The sequence below is a fragment of the Leifsonia sp. ZF2019 genome, assembly GCF_019924635.1.
Taxonomy (GTDB): Bacteria; Actinomycetota; Actinomycetes; order Actinomycetales; family Microbacteriaceae; genus Leifsonia.
In genome coordinates, this window is sequence record NZ_CP065037.1 from 233761 (window position 1) to 248118 (window position 14358).

General features: G+C 72.1%; 10 protein-coding genes. 1 reads left to right on the forward strand and 9 read right to left on the reverse strand.

Annotated features, from left to right (window positions below):
• Window positions 1–16 precede the first annotated feature (16 nt).
• From IT072_RS01195 to IT072_RS01235, 9 genes are all read right to left on the reverse strand, one after another.
• Window positions 17–1465: a rhamnulokinase gene (locus IT072_RS01195; protein WP_223358980.1), complete on the reverse strand. Its 1449-nt coding sequence runs from the start codon at window positions 1463–1465 to the stop codon at window positions 17–19.
• Window positions 1462–3498 carry a bifunctional aldolase/short-chain dehydrogenase gene (locus IT072_RS01200; protein ID WP_223358981.1) on the reverse strand — a complete coding sequence of 679 codons (2037 nt, stop codon included), beginning with the start codon at window positions 3496–3498 and terminating at the stop codon, window positions 1462–1464. Before IT072_RS01200 ends, IT072_RS01195 begins: the two co-directional genes overlap by 4 nt.
• 37 nt (window positions 3499–3535) lie before the next feature.
• On the reverse strand, window positions 3536–4357 hold the full coding sequence (locus tag IT072_RS01205; protein ID WP_223358982.1) for an alpha/beta hydrolase: 822 nt from the start codon (window positions 4355–4357) through the stop codon (window positions 3536–3538).
• Window positions 4358–4362: 5 nt separating this feature from the next.
• Window positions 4363–5526: an L-rhamnose isomerase gene (gene rhaI / locus IT072_RS01210; protein ID WP_223358983.1), complete on the reverse strand. Its 1164-nt coding sequence runs from the start codon at window positions 5524–5526 to the stop codon at window positions 4363–4365.
• Window positions 5527–5597: 71 nt separating this feature from the next.
• Window positions 5598–5924 carry an L-rhamnose mutarotase gene (locus IT072_RS01215; protein ID WP_223358984.1) on the reverse strand — a complete coding sequence of 109 codons (327 nt, stop codon included), beginning with the start codon at window positions 5922–5924 and terminating at the stop codon, window positions 5598–5600.
• A 181-nt stretch (window positions 5925–6105) separates the two neighbouring features.
• Window positions 6106–7152, reverse strand: coding sequence for a LacI family DNA-binding transcriptional regulator (locus IT072_RS01220; protein ID WP_223358985.1), 1047 nt, complete (start codon window positions 7150–7152; stop codon window positions 6106–6108).
• A 101-nt stretch (window positions 7153–7253) separates the two neighbouring features.
• Window positions 7254–8321, reverse strand: a complete 1068-nt coding sequence (locus IT072_RS01225; protein ID WP_223358986.1) for a LacI family DNA-binding transcriptional regulator — start codon at window positions 8319–8321, stop codon at window positions 7254–7256.
• Window positions 8322–8331: 10 nt separating this feature from the next.
• Window positions 8332–10194 (reverse strand): alpha-L-rhamnosidase-related protein, encoded by a 1863-nt coding sequence (locus tag IT072_RS01230; RefSeq protein WP_223358987.1) that lies wholly within the window; start codon window positions 10192–10194, stop codon window positions 8332–8334.
• Window positions 10191–12800, reverse strand: a complete 2610-nt coding sequence (locus tag IT072_RS01235; RefSeq protein ID WP_223358988.1) for a glycoside hydrolase family 78 protein — start codon at window positions 12798–12800, stop codon at window positions 10191–10193. The genes IT072_RS01230 and IT072_RS01235 overlap by 4 nt, the downstream gene beginning before the upstream one ends.
• A gap of 191 nt (window positions 12801–12991) precedes the next feature.
• Here IT072_RS01235 and IT072_RS01240 point away from each other — a divergent pair, with 191 nt between their 5' ends.
• Entirely contained in the window at window positions 12992–14302 is a 1311-nt protein-coding gene (locus tag IT072_RS01240) for an ABC transporter substrate-binding protein (protein ID WP_223358989.1), read from the forward strand.
• The last annotated feature ends 56 nt before the right edge of the window (window positions 14303–14358 follow it).

Consider the following 14358-nt stretch of genomic DNA (forward strand, 5'->3'; position numbering starts at 1 on the left):
GGCGTCCTCCGCCCTCCTACCGCCCCGCCGGCTCGTACCGCACCGGTGCGTAGTGCCGGCCCACCAGCGCGCGCAGCGTCTCCAGGTCGCCGTCGAGCAGCCCCGCGGCGCGGGCCTGGATGAGGGCGTTGCCGAGGGCCGTCGCCTCGACCGGGCCGGCGAGCACGGGCACGCCGGCCCGGTCCGCCGTCGCCTGGCAGAGGAGGGCGTTGCGCGCACCTCCGCCGACGACGTGGATGGTGTCGACGGGGACGCCGGAGAGTTCGGAGGCGCGCCGCACGGAGCGGGCGAAGGCGTCGGCGAGGCTCTCGACGATGACGCGGACCATGCCGGCCGGGCTGGCGGGCGCGCGGCAGTCGTGCTCGGCGAACCAGTCGGCGATGCGGCTCGGGAGGTCGCCGGGCGCGAGGAAGCGGGGGTCGTCGGCGTCGAAGAGGTCCGTCGGCCGGGGAAGGCCCGCGGCCTCGGCGAGCAGCGTCTCCAGCGTGACGTGGAGGCCGCGGCGCTGCCACTCGCGCAGGGACTCGCTCAGCAGCCACAACCCCATCACGTTGTGGAGGTAGCGGACCCGGCCGTCGACGCCCCCCTCGTTGGTGAAGTTGGCCGCGCGCCCCTCCGGGCTGACGACGCGGTGCTCCAGCTCGACGCCGACGAGCCCCCAGGTGCCGCAGGAGATGTAGGCGGCGCGGGAGGCGTCCATCGGCACGGCCACGACGGCGGACGCGGTGTCGTGCGAGCCGACGGCTGTCACGGTCGGCCCGGCGCCGCCGAAAGGCAGGTCGGCGGCGAGGGACGGCAGCAGCGGGCCGACGGCGGAGCCCGCGTCGACGAGCGGTGCGAACACGCCGCGAGGCAGGCCGAGGCGCTCGATGAGATCGTCGTTCCAGCGGCCCTCGGCGGTGAGCAGGCCGGTGGTGGAGGCGTTGGTCCGCTCCGCCTGCTCGATGCCCGTCAGCCAATAGGTGACCAGGTCGGGCACGAGCAGAAAGCGATCCGCACCCTCCAGTGCGCCGACGTCGTGGTCGGCGGCGAGCTGATAGAGGGAGTTGAACGGCAGGAACTGAAGGCCGCCCTCCCGGTACAGCTCGTCGGGTGCGACGGCCGCGTGCACGAGCTCCACGCCGCGCTCGGAGCGCTCGTCGCGGTAGTGGTAGGGCTCACCGAGCAGCCGGCCCCGGCGCAGGAGGCCGTAGTCGACGGCCCACGAGTCCACGCCGACGGCGACGAGGCCGGGCTCGGTGCGGGCGACGGAGCCGAGCCCCTCCAGGATGCTGGTGAACAGGCCGGCGAGGTTCCAGTGCAGGGCCGGACGGTCCCCCTCCCACAGCCGCACGGGCGTGTTGACGAATCGGGCCGCCTCCGTCAGCTCGAGCGTGTCGGCGCCGACGCGGGCGTGCATGACGCGCCCGCTGGTCGCCCCGAGATCGACGGCCGCGACGGCGCCCGTGCGCGACGCGGCGGTCATCGCAGGAAGGCGGCGGCGACGCCGGCGTCTACGGGGATGTGCAGCCCCGTGGTGTGGTCGAGGTCGCTGGTGCAGAGCACGAACACGGCGTTTGCGACGTGCTCCGGCAGGACCTCGCGCTTCAGCAGGGTGCGCTGGGCATAGTACTGGCCCAGCTCCTCCTCGGGCACCCCGTAGACGGCGGCGCGCTTGGCGCCCCAGCCGCCGGCGAAGATCCCGGAGCCGCGGACCACGCCGTCGGGGTTGATGCCGTTGACCCGGATGCCGTGGTCGCCGAGTTCCGCGGCGAGGAGACGTACCTGGTGGGCCTGGTCGGCCTTCGTGGCGGAGTAGGCGATGTTGTTCGGGCCGGCGAAGAGGGAGTTCTTCGACGAGATGTAGACGATGTCACCGCCGAGCTTCTGGTCGATCAGCACCTTGGCGGCGGCGCGCGAGACGAGGAACGATCCCTTCGCCATGACGTCGTGCTGGAGGTCCCAGTCGGCCGTGGTGGTCTCCAGCAGTGGCTTGGAGATGGAGAGACCGGCGTTGTTCACGACGAGGTCGAGGCCGCCGAAGGCGAGCAGGGCGGCGTCGACGGAGGCCTGGACGGCCTCCTCGTCGGTCACGTTCGCGACGACGCCGATGGCGACGTCGGTGCCGCCGATCTCGGCGGCGGCCGCCCGGGCCTTCTCGAGGTCGAGGTCGGCGATGACGACGCACGCCCCCTCGGCGGCGAGGCGGGTGGCGATGGCCTTGCCGATGCCGGAGGCGGCGCCGGTGACCAGTGCGATCCGGCCCGCGAGCGGCTTCGGCTTCGGGAGGCGGGCCAGCTTCGCCTCCTCCAGCGCCCAATACTCGATGCGGAACTTCTCCGTCTCGTCGATCGGTGCGTAGGTGGAGAGCGCCTCGGCGCCGCGCATCACATTGATGGCGTTGACGTAGAACTCGCCGGCGACGCGGGCGGTCTGCTTGTTCGCTCCGTAGGAGAACATCCCGACGCCCGGGATGAGCACGATCGCCGGATCCGCGCCGCGGATCGCGGGGGAGTCGGGGGTGGCGTTGCGGTCGTAGTACGCCTGGTAGTCGGCGCGGTACTGCTCGTGCAGCTCCTCGAGCCGGGCGACCGACTCCTCGACCGAGGCGGTGGCCGGCAGGTCGAGGACGAGCGGCTTCACCTTGGTGCGGAGGAAATGGTCGGGGCAGGACGTGCCGAGCGCGGCGAGGCGCGGGTGCTCGCTCGACGCGAGGAAGTCGAGGACGACGTCGGAGTCGGTGAAGTGGCCCACCTGGACCCGGTCGGTGGAGGCGAGTGCGCGCAGATGGGGAGCCAGTGCGGCGGCCTTCGCCCGGCGCTCCGCCGCGGGGAGCGCCTCGTAACCGGCCAATGGGGTTCCGAACGGGTTCGGCCGGCCGTTCGCCGCGATGTACTCGGCGGCGGTGTCGATGATCCAGAGCGAGTTGGCCTCCGCCTCCTCGCTGGTCGCGCCCCACGCGGTGATGCCGTGGCCGCCGAGGATCGTGCCGATCGCCTCCGGGTTCGCGGCCTTGATCGCCGCGATGTCCAGGCCGAGCTGGAAGCCGGGGCGCCGCCAGGGCACCCAGACGACCCTGCCGCCGAAGATCGCCTTCGTCAGCTCCTCGCCGTCGGCGGCCGTCGCGATCGCGATGCCGGAGTCGGGGTGGAGGTGGTCGACGTGGGCCGCATCCACCAGGCCGTGCATGGCGGTGTCGATCGACGGAGCAGCGCCGCCCTTGCCGTGAAGGGTGTAATCGAACGCGGCGACCATCTCGTCCTCGCGTTCGACGCCCGGGTAGACGTTCCGCAGCGCGCGCAGCCGGTCCAGACGCAGCACCGCGAGGCCGGACTCCGTCAGTGTGCCGAGGTCGCCTCCGGAGCCCTTGACCCAGAGGAGCTCGACCGGCTCGCCGGTCACCGGATCGGTCTCGACGCCCTTGGCGGAGGTGTTGCCGCCGGCGTAGTTCGTGTTCTTCGGGTCGGCGCCGAGGCGGTTCGAGCGGGCGATGAGCGCCGCGACGGTCTCGTTCGTCATGATGCGTGGGTTCCTTATCGGGGAGGGACGGTCGTGGTCAGGGGAGCGCGGGGGTGGAGAGCCACGCAGTGATGCGGTCGATGCTGCGGCGTGCCGCCGCCTCGTCGGGCCGGTTGAGGTGGCCGTGGCGGCTGCCGGGCTCGAACAGCGAGAGCACGGTGACGCCGTGACGGGCGAGCGAGGCGGCGAAGGCCTCGCCCGATGCGCGGAGGGTGTCGACCTCCGAATTGAGGACGAAGACCGGCGGCAGCCCTGTCGGGTCGGCGAGGCCGGGGAAGGCGTACGGGTCCGACATCGTGGCCTCGTCGCCCGCGAAGTTCAGGTTCATCTCGCGGACGGCGTCGGGCTCGAAGCGCGGGTCGTCTGGCCCGTGCAGCGCGACGGCGGCCTCCAGCTCCGCCGAGAACGACGGCAGCTCGGGATGCACGGTCGGGTACGCGAGCAGGGCGCGCGCCGGGAGCGGGCCGCCCGCGTCGCGGAGCCGCAGCAGCGCTCCTGCCGCGAGGTCGCCGCCCGCGGACGCGCCGCCGATCGCCAGCCGGGCCGGGTCGATGCCCAGCTCGGCCGTGTGGGCGGCGACCCAACGGAACGCGGCGACGACGTCGTCCGACGGTACGGGGAAGTGAACGCCCTCCACCGCGAGCCGGTAGTCGACCGACACCACGACGAAGCCGCGTTCGGCGAGCGACCGGGACACCCAGTCGGCCTCGGGCATGTCGAGGTCGCCGCCGGCGAAGGCGCCTCCGTGGTTCCACACCAGGCCGGGGTGCACGGCGTCGCCGGCGGGCGCGTACACGCGCACCGGGATACTGCCGTGGGGACCCTCGGCCGCGAGCTGCCGGACGACGATGGCGCGCACGTCGGTCAGGCTCCCCAGCCGGCCTGGGTGCCGCCGACGCGCTCGGCCTCGATCTTCTCCTGGTAGCCCGACGCCTTGTAGGCCGCCATCGGGTCGGCCGGGAGACCGCGGCTCTCGCGCCAGGCGGCGAGGTCGGCCCGCACGTCGGTGTTGAAGGCGTCCATGAACACCGTGTTGGCGGCGAGCACGTCGTTGGCGTGCTGCGCGGCGGCCAGCGCCTCCGTGTCGACGAGGAGGGCCTTCGCCGTCGCCTCCTGCACGTTGAGCACCGAGCGGATCTGGCCCGGGATCTTGGCCTCGAGGTTGTGGCACTGGTCGAGCATGAACGCCACGTCCGGGTTGCCGTATCCGCCGCCCTGGATGACCTCGAACACGATCCGGAACAGCTGGAACGGGTCGGCCGCGCCCACGATCAGGTCGTCGTCGGCGTAGAAGCGGCTGTTGAAGTCGAACGAGCCGAGCTTGCCGAGGCGCAGGAGCTGCATGACGATGAACTCGATGTTGGTGCCCGGCGCGTGGTGGCCGGTGTCGAGGCAGACGAGGGCGCGCTCGCCGAGGGCCGAGGTCTGCGCGAAGCTGGTGCCCCAATCCGGAACATCGGTGTGGTAGAACGCCGGCTCGAAGAACTTGTACTCGAGCACGAGACGCTGGTCGTCGCCGATGCGCTCATAGATCTTCTGAAGGCTGTCGGCGAGGCGGTCCTGGCGGGCGCGCAGCGAGTCCTGACCCGGGTAGTTGGTGCCGTCGGCCAGCCAGATCTTCAGATCGCGCGAGCCGGTCTCGTTCATGACGTCGATGCACGCGAAGTGGTGGTCGATCGCCTTCTGACGGATGCGGTCGTCGTGGTGGGTCACCGAGCCGAACTTGTAGTCGTCGTCCTGGAACGTGTTCGAGTTGACCGTGCCGAGCTCGACGCCGTTGTCCTCGGCGTGCTTGCGCAGGTCCGCGTACGAGTCGACCGTGTCCCACGGGATGTGCAGGGCCACCGTCGGGGCGAGGCCGGTGTGCTTGTGCACCTGCGCGGCGTCGGAGACCTTCTCGAAAGGATCGCGGGCCGTGCCGGCGGTGCCGAACACCTTGAAGCGGGTGCCCGAGTTGCCGAACGCCCAGCTCGGCAGCTCGATCGCCTGCAGGGCGAGCTGCGAGCGGATGTCGTCGGTGAGTGTCATGGATGTCGCTTTCTCTGGGGACGGGTGCGTGACGTTCGGGGCGGATCAGCCGGGCCGGGACGCCCGCGGGCTCAGTCGAGGTGGAAGTACTCGGTCAGCCGGTTCATCGTGCTGTCGGGTGCGGCCTCCTCGGCGAAGTACTCCGCCATCCCGGCCTGCCAGCGGTCGTTGACCTCGCGGGAGCTCATCCCGGCGACCGCGGCGTCGAAGTCGTCGGTCTCGAGGTAGCCGACGACCAGCCCGTTCGCGCGGTCGATGAAGAGCGAGTAGTCGTGCCAGCCGGTCTCGCGCAGTGCGTCGAGCATCTCGGGCCAGACCGTCGCGTGGGCGGCGAGGTAGTCCTCGACGCGCTCGGGCTTCAGCCGCATGGTGAAGCACACCCGGCGGGATGCGGACACGGTGACTCCTTCGTCGTGGTCGGGTCGGGGGCGAGCCGAATCGCCCCTCTGAAACGATTCAACACTAGCGTGGGGACCGCGGCGGCACAAGACGGCCCGCTGCCGGACGCAGCGGGGTCGCGAATCGCCGCTCCGCCGGCTGCAGAGCGGCGGGATGCGACCCCTCTGCGGGGAGGGGGAGTCAGGCGGTGGGGGAGGAGGAGCGGCGCACGACGAGCTCGGGGACGAACCGCACGTGCTGATGCACGTGCGGGGCGCCGACCTCCAGGTCCTCGATCTCGCGGAAGAGCAGCTCCCCGGCGGCGTAGCCGATCTCGCGGCGCGGCTGTCGCACGGCGGACAGGGGCACCGCGGCCGTCGCGGCGAAGTCGATGTCGTCGTAGCCGATCAGGGCGATGTCCTCCGGCACCCGGAGCCCCGCGGTGACGAAGCCCTGCAGCAGGCCGAGCGCGAGGAGGTCGTTGGCGGCGAAGACCGCGGTGGGACGCTCATCCGCGGGCCGGGCGACGATGCGCTCCGCCGCGTCGCGGCCGTCCCCGGCGCTGAGGCGCTCGACCGGCAGGATGTCGAGCTGGACCTCTCCGGCGCCGGAGGCGGCGGCCTCGGCGATCGCGAGGCGGGCGCCCTCCACGCGGTCGCGGATCTGCTGCAGATCGGCCGGGCCCCCGACGAAGGCGATACGGCGGTGGCGCTCCGCGATGAGGTGGCCGACGGCGAGCCTCCCGCCTTCGACGTCGTCCACGGCGACCGAGCAGGCCTCGAGATCCGAGGCCACCCGGTCGACCAGCACGGTGGGGATGCCGTGCTCGCGCAGCCGCTCGACGACCGCCCCCGCCCCGGCGAGCGGTGCGAGGAGCACCCCGCGCACCCGCTGCTGCTCGAACGCGGCGAGCTGCCGCTGCTCCCGGTCGCCGCTGTTGCCGCTGTTGCCGAGCTGGATGGAGTAGCCGCGCTCGAGGGCGAAGCCCTCCGCGCCCACGTAGAGGTCGGTGAAGAACGGGTTGCCGACGTCCATCACGACCATGGCGATGCTGCGGCTCGCACCGGCACGCAGCTGCCGGGCCGACTCGTTACGGGTGAAGCCGAGGGCCGCGATGGCGTCTTCGACGGCGCGGCGCGTGGGCTCGGCGACGATGTCGGGACGGTTGAGCACATTGGACACGGTGCCGACGGCCACACCGGCCAGCGCGGCCACGTCTTTCACGCTCGGGCGCTTGGCGGCGGCCATCCGTGCTCCCTCCCTGCATCCCGTGGACCGATCAGCCATCGTATCGTTTCACCCCACGCCGCCGACGGGCCGGGGTGCCGGGGTACTGGGATGCCGGGGCCTCAGGGCACGGCGACGCGCTCGCGGCCCACCGTGGACTCGCGGACGACCAGGTGCGGCTGAAGGAGCACCCGGCGGTGCACATGCTCTCCCGGCCCGTCGCGCAGCTCGGCGAGCAGCAGGTCCACGGCGGCGCGGCCCATCTCTTCGCCCTGCATCGCGACGGAGGTGAGGGGGATTGCGCCGCCCCACGCCGCCGAGTTGTGGTCGCAGCCCATCACGGCGACATCCTCCGGCACGCTGACCCCGGAGTTGGTGAGCTCGTTGATGATCGCCATGGCGAGCAGGTCGGTGACGGCGAGCACGGCGTCCGGACGCGTCCCTGCGGGCATCGCGGCGAGTCGTTCGCCGGCGTCGGCGCCGCCGGTGGGGTCGAGGTCGGTCGTGGTCAGCTCGACGAGCTCGACCGTCCCTCCGGCCTCCTCGACGGCGGCGCGGGCCCCCATGCGGCGGTCGTGGACAGGCTGGTAGTCGTCCCGGGCCGCCACGAAGGCGATGCGCGTGCGGCCCTGGTCGATCAGGTGCTTGGCGGCGATGTAGCCGGCGCGCTCGTTGTCGATGAGCACGCGGCAGGAGTCCGTCAGCCGGGAGTCGAAGTTGACGACCACGACGGGGCGGCCGTGGCGGCGCACGCGGCGGATCTGGTCGTCCGACTCCTGCATCGGCGCGAGGATGATCCCGGACGCGCGGGCGCTGTCGAAGAACTGCAGGTGGTCGTCCTGCATGCCGAGGTCGTTGTTGGCGCTCGCGAGCTGGAGGCTGAACGCGTTGGACTGCGCCCGTCCCTGCGCGCCGCGGGCGACGTCGACGAAGAGCGAGTTGGTCAGGTCGATGACGACCAGCCCGATCGAGTGCGCGTCGCCCGAGCGCAGGGCCCGCGCGGTCTGGTTGAGCGTGAAGCCGAGCTGGTCGATCGCGCTCTCGACCTTGCCGCGGGTCGAGTCCGCGACCTTCTCCGGGTGGTTGAGGACGTTGGAGACCGTGGCCACGGACACCCCGGCCAGTTCGGCCACGTGGTGCATGTTGGGTGGGCCCGCGACGTCGGCCCGGGCGGAGGACTTCCGCGTCATGTCGATCATGCTAGGGCACGGCGGAGGGCGGAGCGGGTGCCGAGGTCGGTGCGGGATGCGCGGCCGTCACGTCCCAGCTCACCGTCGTCGGTCCGGGGTGCTCGCCCGCGTCGTTCACGAGCGTCGTCCCCGCCGGCACCGAGACGGTGGCGACGCCGTCGTGCACGCTCGCGACGATGTCGCCCTGCGGCGCCGGGACGGTCGCCGTCGCCCAGGCGAGTGTGCCGAGCCGGGGAGCTACGGCGAAGCGCGACCAGCCGTCGGCCAGCGGGCGCAACCCGAGCACGGCATCCGGGAGCAGGGCCGCGGGGCCGGACGACCAGGCGTGGCACAGGCTCTTGCCGAACGGCCGGTCGTACATGGCGTACGGCTCGAAGTCGTCCCCGAACTCCTCCCAGAAGCTGCGGGCGCCGGAGGCGAGCATCCCGCCCCAGAGGCGTCGGATGCGCGCGACGGCCGCGTCGGGCTCGCCGAGTTCCACGAGAGCGCGGAGCAGGAACCCGGTCATGAACGGGGTGCCCGCTCTCGGCGTGGCGAGCAGGAGGTCGCGCACCGCCCGGTCGTCCGGGCCGCTGAGGCCGGCGAGCACGGCGAGCAGGTTCGGGTACGGAGACGGCGCGGAGGCCCCGTCGACGTACTCGCGCCACGCCCCGGCGTCGGCGTCCCAGGCCGAGTCGCGCACGGTCGCGAGCGCGCGCTCGGCCAGCGCCTCCCAGCGCGCGGAGCCGCCGTGCCCGGCGGCGCGCAGGTTCGCGGCGGCCGTCCGGAGCGCCCAGACCCAGAGGATCTGCAGCGCGGTCGAGTCGCGGGCGGGATCGGTCTCCACGCCCCAGTCGATGAACACCAGGAGGTGGAAGTCGTCACCGGAGGGCCGCGGGCGGAACAGCCCGTCGTCTCCCGCATCCGTGGCGAGCCGGGACGTGAACGCGTGCAGATGCTCGGCCTCCGCGGCGAGGTACGCGGCCGCGTCGAACGAGCGCGCGAGGAATCCCGTGCCGATCAGCCACCAGAGGGAGTAGTCCGCGATGCCGTTGACGTAGCCGTGCCGCGGCCGGCCGAGCGCCGTGAGGCTGGCGGTGACGATCTCGCGGTCGCCGAAGCCGTAACCGTTCGAGAGGGTGTTGAGCGCCTGGTCGCCGATCCACGGCATCCGATCGCGCTTGATCCCGTCGAGCATGAGGCCGTGCATGCAGGCGTGGAGGGTGGCGGCGCTCACTTGCCAGACGCGGGTCAGGGTCTCGTCCGAGCAGGCGAAGGCACCGCGCCGGGGCACCGGGCGCCGGGAGGCGTCGACGACCACCGAGGCGATGTCGTCCGCGGGCGACGCGATCGCGACGAAGCGGAACCCCAGCTCGTGCTCGGTCGTCCACGAGCCGTCGGGCAGCGCGACGACGTCGTGACGCGTCTCGGCTGCCTCGGGGTCGGTGAGCCCGGCAATCGCCTCCTCGCGCGACTCGCCGGAGGAGAGCACGGGACGCGCGGCGCTGCGGACGACCGGTCGCCCGAGCACCGGGCCGTCCGCCTCCCAGAGTCCGTCGCGGAGCGTGAGCGGGACCGGCACACGCGGCTCCAGCACCCGGTGCGGCGGAGCATCCGCCGCACCCTCGACGGCGACCGCCGCGACCCATTCCGCCGCCCCGCGCGCACGCGTCTCGACGATGGATGCCGCTTCGGGAATGCAGAGCGCGGCCGGTTCGCCGGCGGGCGCCTCGATCAGCAGCACCTCCCCGCCGGCGACGCGGAACTCGGCCGCCCGGTCGACGTCCGCGAAGTTCAGCGCGTAGTCGACGTGGCGGTTGGCTGCGAAACCCTCGCGGACGAGGGTGTGCAGCATCCCGAGCTCACGCTGGTGCGGCGGGTAGTACCAGGTCATGGCACGGGCACCGGCTCGGTGATCGAGGCCGGCTCGGCGAAGCGGTACCGGCCGGGGGAGGCCGTCGTCGTCGCGCCGCTCGGGAGCACGACCTCCGCGGTGGTGCCGGTCGGGACGTCGACGACCAGGTCGAAGACGCCGTCGGTGAGCGTCCACGCCGCGGCCACCTCGCCATACGGCGTCTCGAGCGTCCGTCGCGCCCAGGTCAGGCCGCCGCCCGGCTGCGGGGCGACCCGGAAGCGCCGGAACGCGGGTTCCAGGGGCGCGATCCCGGCGATCGTGTCGTGCATCCACGCGGCGACCGACCCCAGCGCGTAGTGGTTGAACGAGGTCATCTCGCCCGGGTTGACCGTGCCGTCGGGCAGCTGGCTGTCCCAGCGCTCCCAGATCGTCGTCCCTCCGGAGAGCACGGTGTAGAGCCAGGAGGGGCACTCGCGCTCGAGCAGGAGGCGGTAGGCGGCGGCGGTCTGGCCCGCCGCGCTCAGCGCGTTCGCGATGAGCGGGGTGCCGGCAAAGCCCGTTCCGATGCGATAGCCGTTGGAGGCGACCAGGTCGCGCAGGCTCTCCCCGGCCGCGGCGAGCTCGTCCGCGTCGAAGAGATCGAAAGCGATCGCGAGCGCGTAGGCGGTCTGCGCGTGGTTGACGAGAGTGCCGCCCGGCATCATATGCTTCGCGCGGAATGCGACGCGCACCTCGTCGGCGAGCGTCGCGTAGCGGGCCGCGTCCTCGTCCCGCCCGAGCTCGGAGGCGATGCGTCCGAGGATGCGCGCGGAGTGCTCGAAGTACGCCGTCGCGACCAGGTACTTGTCCGTCGTGGCGACGGTCGGGTCCTCCGGGGGCGCGGTCGGGTCCAGCCAGTCGCCCAGCTGCTGACCGGACTCCCACAGCCGCGACGGCCCGGCCTCCCGCTCGACGAGGTCGACCCAGGCACGCGCGCTGGCGTACTGGTCGGCGAGGACCTGGCGGTCGCCGTAGTGCCGGTAGAGGTCCCAGGGGGTCAGCACGGCCGCGTCGCCCCACACGGCGCCGGGGCGGATCGGCGTCCAGTACGGGCCGCCCGGCACGACCGGCACGTACCAGGGCACGGTGCCGTCGGGCAGCTGCTCGGCGGCGACATCCTTGAGCCAGGAGGCGAGGAAGCCTGAGACGTCGAAGAGCCCGGCCGCCGTGGGAGTGAAGACCTGGATGTCGCCCGTCCAGCCGAGCCGCTCGTCCCGCTGCGGGCAGTCGGTCGGGATGTCGACGAAGTTGCTGCGCATGCTCCACAGCACGTTCTCGTGGAGCCGGTTCACCAGCGGGTTGGAGGACTCGAAGGTGCCGGTGCGCGTCATGTCCGAGTGGTAGACCCGCGCGACGACCTCGAGGTCGCGCGGGTCGCCGGTCCAGCCGGAGACCTCGGCGAAGCGGAAGCCGTGGATGGTGAAGCGCGGCTCCCAGTCGATCGGTCCGCCGTCGGCGACGTAGGCGTCGACCGATGCGGCCTGGCGCAGCGGCCGCGTGTAGAGCTCCCCGCCTTGCAGCACCTCGGCGTGACGGAGGGCGATGGTCTCCCCGGCGGTCGAGGAGGCGGAGCGGATCCGCAGGCGCCCGGCGAGGTTCTGCCCGAAGTCGAGCAGCAGCCGGCCGCCGACGAGCGGCGTGATCGAGACGGGGGTGCGCTCGGCGGTGCAGCGGACGGGCGGCCCGTCAGGAGCGACGAGGAGCGCCGTGTCGAGGGGGAGCACCTCGGCGGCGGTCCATCCGACCGCGTCGAACCCGGCGCGCGACCAGCCGGGCAGGTGCTCGGTCGCGTCGAACTTCTCGCCGTCGTACAGGCCGGAGCGGACGATGGGGGAGGGATGCGTCAGCCAGGAGCCGTCGGTCACGACGACGGTGCGCGAGCCGTCCGCGGCGGTGAGCTCGAGCTCGGCGAAGAACGCGGTGCGGTCGCCGTACAACTCGCGCACGCCTCCCTCGAATCCGATGCGGCCGCGATACCAGCCGTCGCCGAGCCAGGCGCCGATCGCGTTCGCGCCGGGCTCCACGAGGTCGGTGACGTCGTACGAGACGACGCGCAGACGGTGCTTGTATGCGGTCCAGCCGGGAGCGAGGGCGTCGTCGCCGACCCGGCGGCCATTGATCTCGGCCTCGAAGACGCCGTGGGCGGTGGCGCGCAGAACCGCGCGCGCCAGGCCGGCGGGTGCGGTGAACTCCTGGCGCAGCAGGGCGGGCCGGCCGTCGCGGTCGTCAGGCTGCGGGCCGGGCCCGATCGCGTGCGCCGTCCATTCGGCGGCGTCGAGGACGCCCGCCTCGACGAGCGCGGGCGCCGACCACTCGGACCACGGCGCGTCGTCGCCGGAGCGCACACGGACTCGCACCTCGGCCTCCTCCCGCGGGCGGAGCGGAGCGGCGGGCCACGGCACGAAGACGGAGTCGGGGGACGCGACCGCGAAGACCTCGGCACCGGCCCCGCGGGTGACCTCGATCTCGTACGCGGCCTGCGTCCAGGAGGGGTCGGGGGAGGAGGAACGCCAGCTCAGGCGCGGGGCGGCGACGCCGATCCCGAGCGTGCGGGACGGGGTCGCGGCGCGGCGCTCGAAGCGCGGTCGTTCGACGACGACGGTCATGTACTCCTCCTCGAGTGGTGGTTTCGGGCCACCTTAGAACGTTTCAAGTGGTTTCCGCCAGTCGGCCCGCATTCGGCCACCTGGCGACCGGTCGACCTGTTGACAGTGCGGGGAAGCGTGTGCTTTCATTCCCGTTGAAACGTTCTAATCACGTTCGCGACTCCGGACGCGACCCTTTTCAAGGAGGAAAAGTGATCACAGCACCTCGCCGCCACCGGCGCCTCGTCGCCATCGGCGCCGTCCTCGCCGCCGGAGCGCTCGCTCTGACCGCGTGCTCGGGCACGGGAGGCGGTGGAAGCAGCAGCGGAGGGAACTTCACCACCCTCGGCCTCACCAGCAACACCACGCCGAACGACACCCTCAAGGCGCTCAGCACCGGCACCTGCTCCGCCGCCCAGAAGGACGCGCCCATCAAGACGGACGCCGACGACCAGACCCAGCACGACCAGAAGCTCCAGCTCCTCGCGGGCCAGAACGCCCTCCCGAGCCTGTTCGTCAGCCCGGGCACGCCCGACCTCGCCAAGCAGTTCATCTCCGGCGGCAAGCTCGTGGACATCAGCGCCGAGCTGAAGAAGGACGGCCTCGACGACGCCATCCTCCCCATCGCCGCCTCCACGATGGAGAAGCTGTACGGCCAGAAGGACAGCTACGCGCTGCCCAACGAGCTCAACATCGAGGGCATCTGGTACAACAAGAAGATCTTCACGGACAACGGGATCGACGTCCCCGGCACGTGGGATGAGCTCACCGCCGCGAGCGACAAGCTCCTCGCCAAGGGCATCCAGCCCTTCGCCGGCGACGGCAAGGACGGCTGGCCGATCACCCGCCTCGTCGGCGCGTACATCCTCCGTGACCTCGGCCCCGACGCGATGCAGGCCGTGGCCGACGGCAAGGCCAAGCTGACCGACGCGGACTACGTGAAGGCGGCGGACGAGGTCTCGAAGCTCGGCAAGGCCGGGGCGTTCGGCGCCGGCGTCGCCTCGACCGACTACAACGGAGCGACGAACCAGTTCCTCACCGGCAAGGCCGCGATGTTCTACATGGGCTCGTGGATCGTGTCGAACTTCAACGACAAGACGCAGAACCAGATCGGCGCCGACAACATCGGCTTCATGCCGTTCCCGGCCGTCTCCGGAGGCAAGGGCAGCATCGACCAGACGCCCGCCAACGTCGGTCAGCCGCTGATGATGAGCAAGGCCGCCTACAACGACGGCTCCGCCGCGTGGCTCAAGTGCATCGCCCAGAACTACGGCGACGAGGTGCTCTCGAAGTCCGGTGTCGTCTCCGGCTTCAAGCTCAACACGGAGCACACCGACGTCTCGGCGCTCACCAAGGGCGTGCAGGACACCGTGAACAACTCGAAGTCGGCCGTGCTCTGGTTCGAGGCGCTGTTCAGCTCCAAGGCGACCACCGCCAGCCAGACCAACGGCGGCTCGCTCGGCAACGGCTCGCTCTCCGGCGCCGACTTCATGCAGCAGGTCCAGACCGCGCTCGGTCAGTAGCCCGCTCGGCGGGATGCGGCGGAACACCGTCCGCCGCATCCCGCCCTACGAGAAAG